We start from the raw sequence: 19,314 nt of genomic DNA on the forward strand, positions 1-19,314 counted from the left end.
GCGTTTCATTGCCTTTGAATAGGCCTTGATTGAGTAAGCCTTTCCTCTTTCAATATCGAGAACTTCACAACGCTGAAGGTCGAGTTTCTCAAAATCAATCTTCTCGCCTTTGATACGCGGCCGTCCCCTCTTGCCCGTGCGGACACCGTCATGTGCATACCACAAGGCGGCATCATCACGCAGGCGGCTGATGACATGGAATCCCATCAGGCAGGCTTCACCCACGAACTTCGCCTTTGAGAACCATGCGTCTGCAACGACATAACGTGTTATGCGAAGCAGCTTATCCTTGTATTTGCGGAGCACGTCAAGATACCAGTCCACAAGGTTGTAATCTTCGCCTTGCTTTTCCAGATACCCCTTGTCCGGTGTCTGTTCCGCACGCAGCGTCATGCAGTCCCGACTGTCAATGTCGACAATGCCGATACCGAGAATTTCTAAGCCTCGTTTCACCTGAGAAGCGCATCCCGACCAGAACTTGCCGATATAAGGAGTCTTCTTTCCCGACTTTGAAATGTAGCTCGCGTCTATGGCAATGGCTTTTCTAACGCTTTCTCCAAACCGCTGCCGCATAAGAAAGAGATTGAACTGCATCCAGTCAAACTCACGTTCAAACAACTGCCGGAAGCGTTGTTCCGAACTGTCCGAGTAACGGCCCATTTGGGTTTAAATCACTTCTAGGAATACATGGATTGGTTTTTCAATAATGTTTCTGTTACATCTCAGTGTGAAGTAACTTGGTTTTCTGATGAAGATAAAAATAGAATCAATAGATTAGTTTTGGATTACTGGGGTTTGAAGGATAGGATGAAGATTACGAAATTAGAAGAAATAACCCAAACTTGAAAACTTTTAGTATATGTTTGGGACCGTCACCTATAATAAACATATTGACTAGTGGATTACCGGGTAATGTTACTCGCCCAATCTATCTTGAATATAATAGCAGAAAAAGATAACTTAACCAGATATGGGCTAATCCTGAGAATAATTATCATATGCTTCAAAACAATGTATCCATTATAGAGGCATTGTTGGCTATTATTTTACAGACATGTAATGGAACACATGCATAGTGCTGTATCTTTCTATAAATCTGTAAAACGGAACTCTGTGGTATGGAGAACGAATGCGCAGTCAAAATCGGGGAAATGGTATTTGATATTAAGCAACAAAGCTCTCTCTTTTCTGTAGTAATCAATTTTAGAGACTTTCAAACCTAGTATTAGCTGAGACTAAAGTTTCTTTGGGCTATTTTACCACAGTTGGGAGGAGATATAATAATCGTGTTGATTAATGATGTATAGTTCTGTTTCGATAAAGCGATGATATCAACTCCGCAGATGCGTCAAGATTGTTTGTCAGGAAGATATATCGTGTACCGTCTTCAGGATTCTCAACGATGAGTTTTCTAAGTTCCTCGGGATAATCCTTAGAACTTTTATAAACCGTAAAGCATCCGATTACATCCGAAACTACACCTTCCGGCAATCTTCGTTTCCAGGTTTTAGGCTTGATCCGTACATTTGTTTTGGCTCGTACAACGAAGAAAGCACCTATACGACTTATCGTATTAAGGTTGCTGAAATCGTTATATCCACGGTCGAATATGTAGTGCGCTCCAGATTCGTATGGTATCTCAGGCATAGCCTTTGAATCGTGAATGTTGGCAGGTGTAATGTGCACAAATGCAGGTACTTCCGCTTCAATATCATAGAGCGTATGCAACTTTATTCCGCCTTTGTGTTTGCGAAATCTAGCCCATTCAAACACCGACAGGCACAGATCAATAGTGGTAGAGTCAAATGCGTAAACATGACCGTCAAGTTCGAATATTTTATTGATTCTACGCTTGCGGGCCTCGGCAATCATGAATGTTGCATACTCCTCGAAAATACGGTAATCACGTTGCTCATTAGCCTTACTGAGATTGCTTCGTGTTACAGATTTCCCGATTCCGAGATGGTAGAGTTTCCCAGCGTGTGCTTCCATAGCCACAACCAGATCCCGGAGGCTCTCCCGATTGGAAATCTGACCGAACATCATCGTAAGTAGTTGATTCCAACAGGTATAACTCTTGATATATTTGTCGCCTTCATACTTCTTTACGAGATAGTTGAAGTGATTGCGATCAAGAAATCGGGTTAATTGAGCAAAAACGAACTTGTCTTTATGCATAACGGTCTGATTAATACTTTTATAGTAAATTCAAATCCGTTGACTCCCAAAGCACTTATAACAAATTGAATTCCAATAATTGCAAAGAACTTCTATGATTTTTTAGTGGACACTAATGAAGAGCCGCTTCTTTTTCACTTTCCCGGACACTTTTTTCCGTTTTGCTTCACGTTTGCGAGATGCGTCACGTTCGCACTCTCTGCAGCAGTATTTACTTGACATCTTGGATGCAATAAATTCTTCTCCACGTGTTAAACATTTCTTTAAAATCTTCATATTTTTGGCATGTTAAAATCGTCCATTTCCTTTGCAGCAATTTTCAGGTATTTGCAGGAATTTTCACGAGGTGTCCAACATGTCAATGGGCGCACATTTGTCACTTTTGCAATTTTTGCATGAGGTGCCATATATGTCATTTTTCCATTGCCATTTGGTCGCAAAATTTAGGGACAGGAACGATATTTGAGCCAAATTTATCCTTAAAAACTGGTTATAACAAGTTTCAAATGGAAAGTGTTAAAATGAAAAAAGCCACCAAAACGGTGGCTTTCAAATAGTTAGCAATATATTGTAATATTGTTGATAATCAGCTATTTGCCGATGCATCAGGCATACATCATTGAATATCAGCGGCTATTCATTTTAAAAGGTACAAGTCGTATTCTGACAATTGAACGAAGTCGAAAAGAAAATGTAAGGTGTTTACATTCAATGGCTTTCGCTCATGGTCTTGTACCGCCTTTTTTCAGTCTTTTTGTGAAATATCCTCTGCCATGTACAAAACATTGATAGACAAAGGATTTCACCGTATATGTTACAGAACGCTTGATTACTTCCACAAAGATAATGTTTTTCTTGTAAATCTATGATTATTACTCAAATAAATTTGTTACTTTTGCTGTGAGTAAAAGTTTTCATCGCATTGAGTAAAATGTAATAGTATGTATAGACGAGCAGAATATCAGTTGATTACAGAACGCTTGAAAGAACCTCGCAGGTTCATTCAAGTCGTTATGGGCGCCCGGCAGATAGGAAAATCAACGCTGGTCAAACAAGTGCTGAAAGATTTGGATATGCCTTACCAGTTCTTTTCTGCCGACAATGTTCCGGCTACGAACAATGCATGGATTTCTGATTGTTGGGCGGCTGTGCGCAGCTTGAAGGAGAGCAAAGGCTGGGGAAGCGTTATTTTTGTAATTGATGAGATACAGAAGATTGCCAACTGGAGTGAGGTAGTGAAAAAGGAGTGGGACGATGATACGTTCCATGACCGCGATATTAAAGTTTTGCTTTTAGGGAGCAGTCGTGTGTTATTAGAAAAAGGTTTGTCTGAATCTCTTGCTGGACGGTTTGAGGAAATACGTATGAGCCATTGGAGCTATCAGGAAATGAAGGAGTGCTTCGGTTTCTCGCTTGACCAATATATGTTTTACGGAGGCTATCCCGGTGCTGCCACTTTAATTGGCGATGAAGACCGCTTTAGCCAATACATTCAGTCGGCTATCATCGAGGCGACCATTAACAAAGATATTCTGATGGATACGCCGATAAGTAAACCAGCCTTACTTCGGCAAACCTTTGAGCTGGGAGCAGCTTATTCGGGCGAATTGCTTTCATTGAACAAGATGTTAGGCTCGCTTCAAGATGCAGGGAACACAGTAACATTGGCAGGCTATATCAATCTGTTGGATGAAAGCGGATTGCTTTGTGGGCTTCAGAAATTCAGCGTGGATATGGCAAGGCGACGTGCCAGTATTCCTAAGTTGCAGGTCTATAACAATGCGTTGAAGATGGTATATAGTCCGTTGACCTTTGAACAGGCGATACTCAACCGCAAGGCATGGGGACGAATCTTTGAATCGGGTATCGGTGCCTATCTGGTAAGCCAAGCCTTCGTGCATCGCTTTGAGGTATTCTATTGGCGTGAACGAGACGATGAAGTCGATTTCGTTTTGCGCAAGAAAGGTTCGGTGGTCGCCATTGAGGTGAAAAGCAATGCGGAGAAACGGACAGAAGGATTGGATAAATTCCGCAAACTTTTCAATCCGCAATCGGCGTTTATTGTAGGTGATGGAGGCATCAGTGCGGAAGATTTTCTTTCGATGGATGTGAGGAAACTCTTTTGAGGAGGTTAAGCCTTCAAGTCAATGAATTAAGAATAATAAAAAGGAAAAACTATGGATACATTAAGTTTCACGAAAGTAAAATCATTGTTCATCCTAACTTTAATACAAAGAGACGATGGACAAAAGAAACAAACTTTGGAGGCGCCAACAAATGGCGCGTGTGTTTAAGGCTCGCATGATTCTTTATGCAGCTTATGGAACTCCTGTTATCCGTGAGGATGGAAGTATAGACAATCATCCACATTGGTTCAAACTGGCAAAGGACAAATGGGCAAAGGTTTATCAAACCACAGGAACTCCGTGTAGCTGCTGGATGTGCAGAGGAGAAAAGTACAATCGTAAAGAATATAAAAAGGAAACTTTGCGCATTATCCGGGAGTCAATGGAGTAGAAATTGGGAAAGCCATTCTTTGTGTATCTAAGCAGGGAATGGTTTTCTTTTTTAGTTACCTGTATTGGTGATAGATTTCTGAAAGCGTATCATAAAATCCCCAACCACAGTTGCTGGCATTATCAAGCAATTTCTCTATCCGTTCATAATATTGCGCCAATAAACCATGCATGAAAATAAACTTCATGGCTTTGTCGAAGTTGTTTTCCAAAGTAATGTAATATTGCTCCCACATGTCGCCAAAAGTCACGGTATATTCGCACCCCTGTTCGATGTAGAAAAGCATTAGGTCTGCGACATAAGTCGGTTCAGTTTTCAGTTTTTGGAAATCGGAAATGACTTTCCTGCACTTTGCGAATGAGGGCTTTTCCGAGAAACCACGGGTGGGGAAGAACTCCTGCCGGATAGTTTTCTTGCATTTCTCCAATTCGGCTTTGCTGTCAGGAGTTAGATAGAACTCCAGATAGTCTTTGGCTTCTTTACGTGCGTCATAAAGTTCAAGCATCACTTCGATAACTTGTTCTTTGGAGAGCGTTTGCAGGTATTTTTTTAGTTTTGCTTTTGACATATTTGTTTGTTATAGGGTTGTTGTATATAGTTTTTCTACCAGCGGCACATAATACTCTCGTACCTCCTCCGCTGTGGGCGTATGGGCACCAGGAAAGTGATAGGTATGAGTATAGTGTTGCAAGAACAACGGTTCAAAATGCGCCAGATGGTCATTCTCCCCGAATAGTCCCCAGATGCGGTTATCCAGTTCCGGTCGGTAGGCATCCCATTGATGGGCTTGTACCTCGGCAAACTCCTCTATGAGGGATTGGTCGATTATGAAATGTTGATGCCTGTCTGCCCGTGGTGACTTGTATTCGTGCGGTCCAATGCGTTCTGTAAGAAAGCGGGTCATTTCTAAGTAAGGATTGCTCAACAGGGCAGGCAAACCGAGTCGGGATGCCGCTATCTGTGCTAAGAATGCCCCGTTGCTGTTGCCCACCAATACGCAAGGCTTTTCTTGTTGGCAGATGTTTTCAATAAACGCCAATGCCTTTTTCGGATGCAAGGGTAGGTCGGGTGTGAGGACTTCCGCCTTGCCCACAAATGCTTGCTTCAACGTCTGTGCAGGTATGCAACTGCCCGAAGCAAAGAAGCCGTGCAGAAAAAGAATTTTCTTTATCATCATTGTCCGTTTGTTATAATTTCCCAATGCCCGTTTTTGTCCGAGCCGATGCGTTTGATAACCGTCCCATTCAGCTTTTTAATATAACGAGCTACGGTAGCCCGACCCATGTTCAGTGCTTTGGCGTATTCATCGTAAGTATATTCCGGATGTGCCTTAATCAAGGTAATAAGCCGCGTTGCAGTATCATTTACAGTATCACTTTCATCGTTTACAGTATCATTTATGCTTTGCTGATACTGTAAAATCCTGCTTTCAAGGTTGGTGATATGCTGGGCAAGCATGACATCTTGAATAATCGTGCTGTCTTCTTGCTCACGGCTATCAATCAAAGCCTGGATATATTCACCTTTGGCTTCTTTCGTTACGATGGAAGGGATGAGTTCTAACTGCCTTTGTATGATGTTCATCAGAAGCCTTGTGGTGCGTCCATTACCGTCCACCCACGGATGAATGGTTACCAGACGAAAATGGGCTTCGAAACTCAGACGATAGCAGGCCGCCATATTATTTCTATCTACAGAAACAAGTGTATCGTTCAGCCATTGGCAGAAATCAGCGGTAGCTTGTGGAACTTTTTGAAATGCCATATAACTTCTTCCTCCAATGCCTGCACTTACGTTGCATCGGCGCAACTCACCTTTTGAGGAATCAAAGTTACCGCCCAATGTGGAGTACTCAGAGCCTGTACGTCGCATGACTTTAGCTGCCAACTCGCATAAAAAATTGACTGTATAGGGCTTGGATGTTTTTGCCCATTCAAAACCGAAAAGATAAGCGTTTTTAAGGTCCACATTCATCATCTGCTCAACAAGGCTTCTACCTTTGGCAGCAATGCCTTCATCGAACAACAATTGGTTTTCCACCTCTGTTACGGTAGAACCTTCGATGGCGGTTGAGTGCGTAATAAGCGAATAGAGGTAGAATTTCTCATAATCAACCTGTTGCTCAATTCCTGAAGCTGTGTATCGGCTTATGGTTTCTATCAGTTTCTTATCAATATCTTTCATCGTATAGCTTTATTTGACTTTGGAATCATTCATAAATGCAGCATCTTTTGTTACAAACCATTCGGAACAAGTCCGAGCCGATTAATGGATTCATTTACGAATTGCAAGGCTTCATGTATCTTTAGCACCTCTGTGTAATCCCAAAATTTCACTTCATCTTTTATAGGGAGTGATTCAATCTCTTTTTTAATCCGTTCAATCTGTTTTTGGTCTGTCACAGCGACAATGCCTTGAACCGCTTTGTTGTTTTTGGCTTTCATTAAGTTTAGTATCAAGCTGTCGATAGAACCAGAAGTTTGAACTTCAAACACATAAATCACGCGCCCCATGTTCCCAATGGTAACTTCCCAAATAGCATCAACCACTGCGCCTGCGGCAACTTTCTTTTCAACTTCAGCTCGGAAGCCTAAGCAATGTCCGATTTCAGCCACTTTGTCACGGATGTCATTATGGATGAAAGTCGCATCTTTTTTGCTTGTAGCAATAAGTTCTTCTCCTTTGTCGGGAATGGTACAGTCTGTAGAATCGTCTTGTAACTCATTCCAAATAAAAGAGTTTAACGCCAACAAATCACAGATTTCATTATATCCGTATTCTTGGGATTTCGTAAGCAATTCTCGTCCAATCTCGGATAGTTTTGCATACATTTTTCCGTCCAATCTTGCCTCATAGCGTGGAAGATTATCGATGTTCAGTGTTTTGAATCCGGTGTATGTCTTTTTATTCCAAAGTAAATATTGTGAGGAATATGTTTTGCATAACAGCTCACTCATAATGGCCGGGCCGATTCCTTTAATCTTTGAACGAAAATCATCCCATCTTTTTTCAATATCCGTTTCTCCATAAATCAAATTGGTAAATTGTTTGCGGAGCAATTCTATTCCATTGGCTTCTATGATATTGTCAATTTGATAATGCTTATTGCCCCACATAGCCATAGCCCATAATGGCGAAAGATATTCGAATAAGTCATCTTCAGACATGGTAAGAAGTCGCTCTTTAGTAAAAGTATGAGCTTTTCGCTGTGCCTCTATCCGTTCTTGTTTCGCTTCATTTGCTGCTGATGGATTCTTTATCAGCCATTCTTTATAAGAAGCGAGGTATTTTATTAATTTCTGTTCGTTCATTCTTTATTGCGCTTATTATATTCAACATTTGGTTCCGCTGCCATTGAATAAGACTTCTCTTGCAAGCTATATAATTTCGGTTCGCTTGAAGTATCTTCATTGTCTGTCCATTGTTCACATTGACGGATAACCGTTTCTAATGCGTTGGCAGCTTCTTCGGGTGGATAATGGTATTTCTTTAGCAGACGTTTTATCATCTTTCGCATACCGGCCCGTGCCGATTCTTTTTTTTGCCAATCGATTGTGCGATTCTTTCGAAGTGCCTCCGTAAGTTCTTTGGTCATGGCTACCAATTGTTCATTGGTATAAACATCTTGTACAGCTTGCGGCTTCGTCAAAGCATCATAAAATGACTTTTCTTCCCGTGTAAGACCTAAGTCATTTCCTGCTGATTCGGAAGACGAGATTTCTTTTGCTAAGTTCAAGAGTTCTTGTATCACCTCTTCATTGGTAAGTAAGCCTTTTAGATAAGAGGATAAAGAACGGTTCAATAGGTCAGAAAACTTTTCAGCCTGCACAATGTTTGTCTTTTGATATAAGGATACACGCTCAGCCAGCAGTCGTTTCAGAAGTTCAACCGCAATGTTCTTTTCTTTCATCTTCGACACTTCTTCTAAGAAAGCAGAGTCAAACAAAGAAAATTCTGCTTTGACGTCTGAGAACAGATTGATAACTCCGTCACTTTTTACACTTTGTTTCAGCAACTCACCAATTCTTGCATTTATTTCTTTCTTGGAAACTTTTCCTTTTCCTGTCATTCGGGAGAGCAGGGTACGGACGGTTTCAAAGAAAGCCGCTTCGTAGCGTTGTTGTTCATTTAGCAGACTGCGACACAAAGTGATGGAATTATGCAACAACATGGCTTCTTTTAGAAAAGTCTGTTGCTTTTCTTGTTTGTCTGGTGACATGATAAAATTCACGCCACTTTTGATAATCTGGGCACATTCAGCATCCGATGCGGTTTGGAATAGACTGTAATCATAGCCATGAAACAAGTCGCGGCATATTTCCAGTTTCTCTTTGAATTTAAGCAAAGCCGTTTCTTTAATATCAGGATTGCCAAAATTCTTACGGTCACGTCGAGTATAATCGTGCATAGCTTCTTTCAAAGCCTTTGCTATTCCTATATAATCAACAACCAATCCGCCGGCTTTTCCGTTAAATACGCGGTTTACACGGGCAATGGCCTGCATCAGATTATGTCCGCTCATAGGTTTGTACACATACATGGTAGCCAATGACGGGACATCAAAACCTGTCAACCACATATCCACAACAATGGCTATCTTCATCGGGTCGTTATCGTCCTTGAAGCGTTTGGCAAGCTCTTTCTTGTATTGTTTGTTGCCAATGATGTCGTGCCATTCCTCCGGGTCTTTATTGCTTCCGGTCATTACTACCTTTACTTTTTCATCCCAATCAGGACGGAGTTCCAATATCTTGTGATATATACTCATGGCAATAGGGCGTGAATAGGCAACAATCATGGCTTTTCCCGTCAGTTCATATTGTCGGTTTTCTTCATAGTGTTTCAAAATATCCCGGCAAAGAGAATCTATTGTAGCTGGAGCACCCAAGATTTCCTCCAGATGCGACATCTCTTTCTTGCTCTTTTCTATCTGTTCTTCCGTTGCCCCTTCTTCAGCGAGAAGCTCATATTCGTCATCAATGGCTTTGAGGGTGGCTTCATCCAGTTTCAGGTTGACTACGCGCGATTCATAATACACCGGACAGGTAGCACCATCGGCCACGGCTTGTGTCATGTCGTAAACATCAATATAGTTGCCAAACACTTCTACGGTATCGCGGTCTTTGGTGGAGATAGGTGTTCCCGTAAAGCCGATATATGAGGCATTGGGCAAGCAATCGTGAATGATTCTTGCAGTACCGATGACTCGTTTGGCTATATCTTCCCCTTTTTCATTCTTAGTCATTCTGATTTTTTCTTCGAAACCGTATTGACCGCGATGGGCTTCGTCTGTCATGACCACAATGTTTTTTCGCAAAGAAAGAGGTTCATCCGATTCCTCAAACTTTTGCATGGTGGTGAATACTATGCCGTTTGCTTCTCGTCCGGACAGTAGGGATTTCAAATCGTCCCGACTTTTTGCTTGTACGGGAACTTGACGTAAGAAGTCTTGGCATTTGGAGAATTGAGTATAAAGTTGGTCGTCCAAGTCATTGCGGTCGGTGATTACGACAATGGTCGGCTGTGAAAGTTCTTCTTGCAACAGGTGGGCATAGAAAACCATGGACAATGATTTTCCGCTGCCTTGTGTATGCCAGAACACACCTATTTTTCCATCATTTCCAATAGCAATCTTTGTACGTTCTATTGCTTTCTTTACGGCAAAGTATTGATGATAGGCTGCCAATATCTTGGCATCTCCTGATTCGTCTTTTGAAAAACATACAAAGTTCTTGATGATGTCTATCAAGCGTTCCTTGGCGAATATTCCTTCAAAAAAGGTGTCATAATCGGCAAAATCCGTACTCTCATAATCACCGTCTTTGGTTTTCCATTCCATATATCGGTCTTCCTTGCTGGTGATTGTTCCCGCCTTGGAGCAAAACATGTCACTTATTACGCAGAATACGTTATATATAAATAAAGATGGAATCTCCTTCATGTAGTTCCGCAGTTGAAGATACGCTTCCGATGCATCTGTTTCTTCGCGTGAAGGTGATTTAAGCTCAATGATAACAAGTGGCAATCCATTGATGAAAACGACCATATCAGCCCGTTTTTCTGAATGTTCCACGAATGTCCATTGGTTGACTATCTGGAAATTGTTCCGATGGATGTGTTCATAATCAATCAAGTAAACTATTTCGTTGCGTTGTTCTTTGCTGTCAAAGTAAGAAACTTCTATGCCATGCTGAAGATAGTCCATGAAAAGCTCATTCTTCTGAGTCAGGCTTCCGGTATCTATGTCTTTCAGCTTGGCTATGGCCTCATGGATGGCAGCTTGTGGCTTATTGGGATTGATTGAACTCAAACTGTCCAGCACCTGTTCTTCGTAGAACGGTACATAATAATCGCGTTCTATGTCCGGACCATATAGATGCTGATATCCCATGTTTTCGTACAGGGAAATCAATGCGTTTTCGTAACTACCTTCTGTGAATGACATATCGCTAATTTTTTAAGTTGTTTAAATAAGAATAGTACACTTCTTTGTATGCTTCGTAATCCTGTTTGTACAGGGCTTCGGAAGCGGAGAGAATCACACCGCCCAATTCCAACGGATTTTCTTCATCAAACGACTCGTTGAAAGACTGGCAATCTTCGTAATGAATGCGTGAATTGGGGCTGTTGGAACAGGCATAAACGTGCAGGATAAAACCTCCTATTACATCGGTTGTTTTGTATGTCAATAAAGCCGTAGTCTTATCAAAGGGGATATGTTGTTTGTCTTGTCCATGTGAAGCAAAACCGGAACAGTTTCTCATTTCACCCAGCTTTTGTACAACAGATGCAATCCGTCTAATCAATTCTATTTTGTTCGTTTTGTGTAATTCTCCTGTGAACACATTTTCCAATGTCAGTTTCACCAAAGTTTGAAATTGCCAATCAGCATTGTATGCGACAGCTCGATTGGTAAGAATTGTCTTGCAAAGACTTTCTATCATGCTTTTGCAGACTTCAATGCATAAGTCTGGATTGGTTTCAATCGTGTTTTCAATGGTCAAAATATGAGCATTCAAGTAATTGAAACTTGGCATTTTACTGATATGTTCACGAATCCATTTCATATAGATGTTTTTTATGCGGCTATGTTTAAATTGCCATTTATCCGGCGGTTCAACTCGATTTTGTCGTCAAGGGAAGAAAGAATTGAAGCTATCTTTTCCTGCTTTTTCAAATCTGGGACTTCAACCTCATAGTTTGAGAATGAACTTTTATTTATAATAGGTACGGCAGTGGAAGTTTTACTAAGATAATTCAATTCCTTACCGACCAATGTCATGAGATAGTACACAAAATCAGTATTAAATTGCCGATTGGGGATAATAGAGTTAAACTGCTGATTGGTAATAGTTGGCTCTAATGTCATTACAACCTTACCCAAATCAGATCCAATACAACTTACGCACACAGAGTGTGGAGGTAGTAAGCAATTTTTCACTTCGTTCAATCCTTGTTCGGTAAGAGTTTTACTTGTTTTAGGAACGGACTTATAAGATAAGTCATCTGACGGGGTAAGAAAAGGAATATTACCGCCATAGTTTTCAACAATAGATGTTCTGGGAGTTTTTCCAGTAACAACTTTGCCAATATCTGATATGTGTATTTTCTTTAGCTCCATAAATAAATGAGAATTTAGCGGTTCAAATTTATATTTTTAACGACCCATTTCCCGTTTCTTTTTCCGTTTTCTCGTTCCAACAAGCCACGCTCTATCAAAGAAGGGGTTATTCGCTTGACAGTTCGGGGGGATTTGCCGATATGTACGGCAATCTCAGTTTGAGTGGCTTCTGGATTGTCTTTAAGGAATTTCAGCAAAGCAATCTCATCCAAAGTGCAATTCAAGGTGCCATTTTGGCTCTTTGAATCATTGGTGCTGGCACTTTGGATGGCTGCGATATGCAGCGCCCGGTTATGTAACTCGTTTTTCTCGCCAAACAACAAGTTTCTGAAAAACAGTTCCAAGAATGATGTTGTGGCGGAGATTCCTTTTGCGTAGTTGTTGTAATTGGCTCTGACCAATGCATTCCTGAAATACCATGAGTGTTCTTGAAACACGCTGTTGTTAAATGTGAATCCAAATGTATGAAGGTATTTCATGGTGAACACGGCAGTGGTACGTGTGTTTCCTTCTCCGAAAGGATGGATTTGCCAAATATCCGAAACAAACTTACATATATGCCTCAATGCTTGATTGGCACCAAGTGACGGATAATCTACACTCTTTTCTTGTCCGAAATCGTATTCAAGTGTCTGACGGATTAACTCATGGTTGGAGTACAAAACAGTATCCCCGTCAAGTACCCATTCTTTCTTGGTTATGTCATAATCGCGCAATCTTCCTGCAAATTTGTACAAGCCATCAAATAACCGCTTATGGATGAGTATCAGATAATCTGGCGTGAATGAAAAGGATTTCTCGGATAGTATCTCGGTGATTCTTGCAGATACTTTATCCGCTTCTTCGGTTCGTTCATTCTCTACGTCCTTCCTATTCGCCTTTGATAGATAATAGCTGTCAATCAAGTGCTTTACCTCGTCAATAGTAATGTCGCCTTCGATGTGTCTGCCTGCCGTCTGCAACAGATACTTCGATGGTTTAAGACCGTCAACGTCTTGCAGCCCGATTGCGGTTTGCCACGCTTGCGCCTTTTCCTTGCTATTAGGTTCGCCTTGCTTTATATATTTGTCGAAATCACTCATTCTGTTTCATTCAGTTATAGTGTTAACATTCAGTTCGCCGGACATTAGTCTGGGGAGGAGTGTATCTCTAAGATGAGAAAGCTGTTCTGATTCTATTCCATTTTTCTGTATCTTGTTATAATAAATATCAACATATTTCTCAAAGTTCAGTGCGACTTCTATTGGAGGAATAATAATTGGCTCTTTCTGAGTCAATCCATTGATGTCAAGATTCTTAATTCCTGTAGTTCCATTTTCATAAGAAAACATTACTCCTTCGTTGTAGAGTTTCTCCCACATATAATACATAAAAGAAGAGTATCCTACCATTGGTCTGATTGCTTTGCAGAAATTAGTACATACAATAGAATTATTGTATTTAGTCAATAATTCATGTGATATTCTACAAATTCGACCTGTTGATTGTGTTGGACTGCCACCAGAGATTTCAATTACTAAATTTCCAGCTGTCAATGCCTTTGTTGCAAAATTCTTTTCAAGGATAAATCGTATTGGCATATACCCTTTATTCCCTATTTTAACATCAGGAATGTCAGCACCTCTAAGGCAAAAGACTTTCTTAATATAATTACCCTCTTGTCTTTCTTTTCCCCAATCACCACTAAGTGTTGATTCTATGATATTATTGAATCGCCCAACTTTCCATCCTTCCGGTATCCTTCCAAGCTCCGAATCCACAAATTTCCCGTCCTTGAACGGTTCAAAATCCACGAACCAGGCCTTGAACAACGCCTGCGCCTGCTGCTCTAAATTGCCATTTATCCGGCGGTTCAGCTCGATTTTGTCGTCAAGGGACGAAAGTATTGCTGCAATGCGTTTCTGTTCATCTATATTAGGAATGTTTACAGTCAAAGCTTTCATTACGCTGCCAGAAACTTCTTTGAAAGTTGTGCCACTTCCCATATTTTCAATGACAGGTTTATAATAAACAAGAAGATAGTATAGGAACAGTGAATCAACAATTTCATTATTAGGGATGATACTCTTAAACCCTTGATTAGTGCATAATGCATTTTGAGCAATTGCAACATATCCTATTGGTGCCCGTGAAGAAAATAAAATGCTATTCTTGGGCAACATTCTACAAGAGCAATCATCAAATCCTTTTTGACTAATCATTCTCTCTCCATGAGAAATGTATCTACAATTAAGATTCGATAGATCTTTTGGCGTGATCCATGCTATGTTGCCATCATAATTAGATGAATCTTTTGTTGATGGAGTAGCTCCACCAACAATGGTTCCAATATCGCCTAATTTATATTCTTTCCAGTCTTCCATGTCAACTTATCAATCGTTTTGTTCGTAATAATAAGAATAATCAATTCCTTTCATAAACATCTCACGGTCATCTATTTTAGTGGTCAGTGCAGATTTCACCAAAGTTTTGATGTGGGTGCTGTCTGTCACACTTTCGCGCATGGCTGTCAGATATTCGTTTTTGTCTATTTGGCTCCAATCCACACATCGCTTGAGTGACCGTTTAAGTATCAAATCAAGCCAGATTCGGGTTGTGCGACCGTTCCCTTCCATAAAAGGGTGGGCAACATTCATTTCAACATATTTGTCCAAAATCTCATCAAAGGTTGTTTCCGGCATTCGCTCAATGATTTGCAACGTTTCAGGGAAATGCATACAGTTCGCGAAAGTAAATCCGCCTTTTGAGATGTTCTTGGTGCGTATCTGCCCGGCAAAATCATACAGTCCGCCAAAGATATATGCGTGAATCTGTTGCAAACATTTCAGACTGCCCGGTTCAAGGCGTTGCAATAAACCGCTTTCATACAGTTGATATGCTTTCTTACGGCTCTGTCCGTCTAAAGTATTGTCGCTATACGTGAACCAATCAAGAAATTCGTTTGCCCTGTTATTGGGATAATGTTTGGCTAACAGAGCAACCTCTTCACTGTTAAGCACATCTGCCTTACGCAATTTGCCGTCGGGAGCTTCGAATTTGAACTCGTGAGTGTCACTCACGAGTTGGATGCCTTCCTGTTTCAACTTCCGTTTGAGCCATCGCCAATAGTTTCCCGCTTTCGTATAGTCCGGTTCGTTGTTGATGGCACGTATTATATCAGTGGCTGAAAACCACCAACAGTTGTTTTCGTCATCCCATATAGCCCTAACTTCACGGTCATTAAAGAAGCGTATGGATTTCTTATGCTGTTTTCCCGAATCTTCCATAAATGAGAATTTAGCGGTTCAAAATTCTTTATTCCATATAGGCAAACAAGAGTGCTGCGTAAAATAATCCTGTAATAATAGAGCTTCAATTAAGCCAGGAAGATATTTTCGCTCATCTATAATATACCATTCAATGATTATTTGTTCGATTTTAGTATCTTCTTTTATCTTTTTAGCAAAAAAATCTTCCCTTTTTATACCGTCCTGTTTGTTATTTAGCCTCTTTCTTAAATCTTGTGACTTAAAACTTCCCTTCTGCAATATGGTACCGCTTTTCCCAATATATAGTATATCTCCGATTTCTGTATTTTTACGAAAAATATAGACACCATATCCACCATCTGGTATATCTTTGGTTTGTTTTCTTAAAGAATCTCCCAATTTAAAAGAGCAATATCCTTTTGCTTTCGTATATTTTTCTATATTCATTATTTATTGCATTTTAATTTCACCTGACATTAATCTTGGAAGCAATAAATCTCTTATTTCTGTGAGATTTTCACTTTCAGTATGATACATATCCTGTGCATGAAGTAATCGTTTATATAAATCATTGAATTTTAGGACAATATTTTGAGGTGGATAGGCTATTCTAATTAAAGCAAAATCTGAATATTTGAGCGTCTGTCTTACCCCTCCTATAGAACGAGCTATCACCTCTTCTTTAAAGGATGGTAACTGCCTATACATATCAAAGAAATAATGGTATTCTTTCTCACATGAGAACACTACATATACAGGGCTAACACAGCCATCAAACATAAAAGTATTTCTACCCATAGAGCCAATATTAACACGTGCTGGGTTATAAGCAAATGAATTTGGTTTTACCAAAATGTATTTTGCTATACTATCACTGAAAACTTGTTTGGTAAAATACTCCTCGGAAAGCATTAGTTTTCCCGTAGTTACTGGAGATAATACTTTTACGTCAGAACGTATTCCAACTTTTTCTTTTTCTTGGGTTGTCACTTTGCCAAGTTCAACAACTTTCCATCCTGCCGGTATCTTTCCAAGTTCTGAATCCACGAATTTTCCACTTTTGAACGGCTCGAAATCCACGAACCAGGCCTTGAACAACGCCTGCACTTGCTGCTCTAAATTGCCATTTCTGCGTTTATTTTTTCGTACAGAAAGGTTATGAGGTTTATATGTATAATATCCTGTTCTCATTTCAACTGATGAATTTGCGGTGAGAAAGTTTCACATTTGTTTGATTGACCATAGCATAATGCATGGTCGTGTCAATCTTGACATGCCCGAGCAAGCGTTGTACCTGTTCAACGGGCATTCCCTTGTCGATTGCCATCGTTGCAAGAGTTCTTCTGAATTTATGAGGATACACACGGACAATCTTTGCCTCTCGCCCGATTTTCCGCAAACGGGTTTCCACTCCCGATATTTCAAGGCGGTTATGTGGTTTAGCCAATGAAACAAAAAGTGCCTTGTTGCGGTCTTTACGTGTAGCAAGATATTGTTGGAGATGAATTTTGGCACGGGCATTGAAATAAACAATCCTTTCTTTGTTTCCCTTGCCAAATACGATACATTCACGTTCATTGAAGTTGATATCCTCCCGGTTCAGTTTTACCAGTTCGCCCACACGCATCCCGGTAGAAGCCAGCAAATCAATAATTGCCAAATCACGAATCTGTTTGCAGTTATCCCGCAAATGTTCAAGATTCTCATCCGTAAGTACCTCCTTCACCTGTGTGCCAGTCTTGACTTTATGGATTCTGCGTACCGGGCTTTTGATAATGTAATCCTCTTCCTCAAGCCATCCGAAGAAAGAAGAGAATATGCGGCGTATGTTGTCAATTGTCACCTTGCTGGATTTGTGCTTACGTTGGAAAACCGCTAAGTAAGCCCGAATGTCCTCAGTGGTATAATTGATGACTTTCTTTGGCATGGTTTTGAAGAGTTGCCGGATGGTAGAACCATAATACTTAATGGTAGGTGTAGTGCATCCTTCCACTTGTTTGGCGGACAGAAAGATTTCAAGCAGACGGTCGTTGGTGGCAGTTTCCTCATGCTGTGCCTTTTCTCCGTCTTGCGTAATGGTGTATTTGCTGACTACTTGCAACAGCACACCATTCAGTTGGGCTATTTGTTCCACGCTTAAAATCCCTGTCATCGCATTGCTGATTTCTTGAATTAGTTTTTCTTTCATATTCTTCGCTTATTTGATTGGATCTCCTAATTGAAGAATGTGGCGGTTTCAATTTATTTTATAATGAATCCTATGCTTCTTAATTGTTTTCTGATTTCATCTTCCAGCTGATGTGACTGGACAAACATATCGGAAAGTTCTGAAGTAAGCCGTTCCATTTTTTCTTGAAACGGTTCGCCGTCATCCTCTACTTCTGCAATTCCTACATAACGTCCCGGAGTAAGTATATAGTCTTGCTTTGCTACATCTTCAAGTGTGGCTACGGCACAATATCCTTTTTCGTTTTCCTGTGTTCCGGCTTCGAAATCTTCGAATGTCTTGGCTATTTTCATTATATCGTCCTCTGACAATTCTCGAAGTTTCCGTGTAACCATTGTTCCCATATTGCGAGCATCGACAAACAGGATTTTCCCCGTTTGTTTCTTCGCCCTGTTCAAGAACCACAGTGATACGGGTATGCCTGTAGTATAGAACAACTGAGAGGGCATAGCCACAATTCCTTCCACCAAATCCGCCTTGATGATATTTTCACGGATTGTGCCTTCACTTCCCGTCTGTGAAGAGAGTGAACCATTAGCAAGCACCATGCCGATTCGTCCACGGGGTGACAAGTGGTGAATCATGTGCTGAAGCCAAGCAAAGTTGGCATTCCCTGCGGGTGGAATCCCATACTTCCAACGTACATCGTCCTGCAATTTATCCGCTCCCCAGTCGCTGAGATTGAAGGGAGGATTGGCAAGGATAAAATCTGCTTTCAATGTTGGGTGCAAATCATTGAAGAACGTATCTGCGGCAAATTTCCCCAAATCAGCTTCTATGCCACGAATAGCAAGATTCATTTGAGCCATTTTCCATGTGGTCGGGTTACTGTCTTGCCCGAACACGGAAATGTTGTTGATGTTACCTTGATGCCTTTCAATGAATTTGGCAGACTGTACAAACATACCTCCTGAACCGCAACAAGGGTCATAGACACGGCCGCTGTATGGCTGAAGCACTTCGACCAATGTACGGACAATGCAAGCTGGTGTATAAAACTCGCCAGCCAGTTTTCCTTCCGCCTCGGCAAATTTGGAAAGACAGTATTCGTAGGTTCGTCCCAATATGTCTTTGGTATCGCCATGTTCTTTCATTTGAATATTGGTGAACAAATCCACGACATCGCCCAACCGTCGTTTATCAAGTTCCGGACGGGCAAAGTTTTTAGGAAGAATACCTTTCAATCGTACATTCTCTTTCTCAATCAAGCGCATGGCGTTGTCAACTACCGTACCCACTTCTGGTGTATGAGCAGCTTCCGCCACAACAGACCAGCGGGCTTCTTGGGGGACAAAAAAGATGTTTTCCGATGTATATTCGTCCTTGTCCTCTTCGAAGCCGTCACCCTCAGCAACCAATGCATTGTATTTTGCCTCGAAACGGTCGGAGATATATTTAAGAAAAATCAATCCTAATACGACTGATTTATATTCCGATGCATCCAGATTACCTCTTAGCAAATCTGCTGCTTTCCATATTTCTTTTTCAAAGCCAATGTCGGCTGTATTAGTCTTAGCCATATC

The 19,314-nt window shown here is 40.8% G+C and carries 17 protein-coding genes and 1 pseudogene; 2 read left to right on the forward strand and 16 right to left on the reverse strand.

The annotated features are described in order from the left end of the window. Positions 1-120 precede the first annotated feature (120 nt). Both H9626_RS02135 and H9626_RS02140 read right to left on the reverse strand, forming a co-directional pair. A pseudogene (locus tag H9626_RS02135) lies at positions 121-660 on the reverse strand (transposase); the annotation flags it as partial. A gap of 633 nt (positions 661-1,293) precedes the next feature. Further along, complete coding sequence (locus H9626_RS02140; RefSeq protein ID WP_225230855.1) at positions 1,294-2,178, reverse strand: IS4 family transposase; 885 nt, start codon at positions 2,176-2,178, stop codon at positions 1,294-1,296. Positions 2,179-3,119: 941 nt separating this feature from the next. On the opposite strand from H9626_RS02140, the gene H9626_RS02145 reads away from it, so the two are divergent. After that, positions 3,120-4,304 (forward strand): ATP-binding protein, encoded by a 1,185-nt coding sequence (locus H9626_RS02145; RefSeq protein ID WP_191709409.1) that lies wholly within the window; start codon positions 3,120-3,122, stop codon positions 4,302-4,304. 115 nt (positions 4,305-4,419) lie between these two features. Beyond that, on the forward strand, positions 4,420-4,695 hold the full coding sequence (locus H9626_RS02150; RefSeq protein ID WP_191709410.1) for a hypothetical protein: 276 nt from the start codon (positions 4,420-4,422) through the stop codon (positions 4,693-4,695). 55 nt (positions 4,696-4,750) lie between these two features. On the opposite strand, the gene H9626_RS02155 is transcribed toward H9626_RS02150, so the two are convergent. From H9626_RS02155 to H9626_RS02220, 14 genes are read right to left on the reverse strand one after another with little or no spacing between them, the layout of a single operon-like run. Further along, on the reverse strand, positions 4,751-5,263 hold the full coding sequence (locus tag H9626_RS02155) for a DUF6155 family protein (RefSeq protein WP_191709411.1): 513 nt from the start codon (positions 5,261-5,263) through the stop codon (positions 4,751-4,753). A gap of 9 nt (positions 5,264-5,272) precedes the next feature. Beyond that, positions 5,273-5,872 carry a YqiA/YcfP family alpha/beta fold hydrolase gene (locus H9626_RS02160; protein ID WP_225230856.1) on the reverse strand — a complete coding sequence of 200 codons (600 nt, stop codon included), beginning with the start codon at positions 5,870-5,872 and terminating at the stop codon, positions 5,273-5,275. Further along, positions 5,869-6,879 carry a Fic family protein gene (locus tag H9626_RS02165; RefSeq protein ID WP_191709412.1) on the reverse strand — a complete coding sequence of 337 codons (1,011 nt, stop codon included), beginning with the start codon at positions 6,877-6,879 and terminating at the stop codon, positions 5,869-5,871. Before H9626_RS02165 ends, H9626_RS02160 begins: the two co-directional genes overlap by 4 nt. A gap of 50 nt (positions 6,880-6,929) precedes the next feature. Continuing rightward, complete coding sequence (locus H9626_RS02170; protein WP_191709413.1) at positions 6,930-8,006, reverse strand: hypothetical protein; 1,077 nt, start codon at positions 8,004-8,006, stop codon at positions 6,930-6,932. Continuing rightward, positions 8,003-11,140 (reverse strand): type I restriction endonuclease subunit R, encoded by a 3,138-nt coding sequence (locus tag H9626_RS02175; RefSeq protein WP_191709414.1) that lies wholly within the window; start codon positions 11,138-11,140, stop codon positions 8,003-8,005. The genes H9626_RS02170 and H9626_RS02175 overlap by 4 nt, the downstream gene beginning before the upstream one ends. Before the next feature lie 4 nt (positions 11,141-11,144). After that, a complete protein-coding gene (locus tag H9626_RS02180; protein WP_191709415.1) occupies positions 11,145-11,762 on the reverse strand; it encodes an abortive infection family protein in 618 nt (205 codons plus the stop codon). A gap of 11 nt (positions 11,763-11,773) precedes the next feature. Next, a complete protein-coding gene (locus H9626_RS02185; RefSeq protein ID WP_191709416.1) occupies positions 11,774-12,316 on the reverse strand; it encodes a restriction endonuclease subunit S in 543 nt (180 codons plus the stop codon). A 14-nt stretch (positions 12,317-12,330) separates the two neighbouring features. Next, positions 12,331-13,398 carry a Fic family protein gene (locus tag H9626_RS02190; RefSeq protein WP_191709417.1) on the reverse strand — a complete coding sequence of 356 codons (1,068 nt, stop codon included), beginning with the start codon at positions 13,396-13,398 and terminating at the stop codon, positions 12,331-12,333. A gap of 6 nt (positions 13,399-13,404) precedes the next feature. Beyond that, positions 13,405-14,679 carry a restriction endonuclease subunit S gene (locus H9626_RS02195; protein ID WP_191709418.1) on the reverse strand — a complete coding sequence of 425 codons (1,275 nt, stop codon included), beginning with the start codon at positions 14,677-14,679 and terminating at the stop codon, positions 13,405-13,407. Positions 14,680-14,688: 9 nt separating this feature from the next. Beyond that, entirely contained in the window at positions 14,689-15,582 is an 894-nt protein-coding gene (fic, locus tag H9626_RS02200) for a protein adenylyltransferase Fic (protein ID WP_191709419.1), read from the reverse strand. A gap of 18 nt (positions 15,583-15,600) precedes the next feature. After that, a complete protein-coding gene (locus tag H9626_RS02205) occupies positions 15,601-16,011 on the reverse strand; it encodes a GIY-YIG nuclease family protein (RefSeq protein WP_191709420.1) in 411 nt (136 codons plus the stop codon). Between the two features lie 3 nt (positions 16,012-16,014). Next, positions 16,015-16,755 (reverse strand): restriction endonuclease subunit S, encoded by a 741-nt coding sequence (locus tag H9626_RS02210; RefSeq protein WP_191709421.1) that lies wholly within the window; start codon positions 16,753-16,755, stop codon positions 16,015-16,017. A gap of 1 nt (position 16,756) precedes the next feature. Then, positions 16,757-17,752, reverse strand: coding sequence for a site-specific tyrosine recombinase/integron integrase (gene xerA / locus H9626_RS02215; protein ID WP_191709422.1), 996 nt, complete (start codon positions 17,750-17,752; stop codon positions 16,757-16,759). Positions 17,753-17,805: 53 nt separating this feature from the next. Next, positions 17,806-19,311 (reverse strand): type I restriction-modification system subunit M, encoded by a 1,506-nt coding sequence (locus H9626_RS02220; RefSeq protein WP_191709423.1) that lies wholly within the window; start codon positions 19,309-19,311, stop codon positions 17,806-17,808. Positions 19,312-19,314: the final 3 nt, after the last annotated feature.

The sequence above is a fragment of the Phocaeicola faecium genome (assembly GCF_014837055.1).
In the GTDB taxonomy this organism is placed as follows: Bacteria; Bacteroidota; Bacteroidia; order Bacteroidales; family Bacteroidaceae; genus Phocaeicola; species Phocaeicola gallinarum.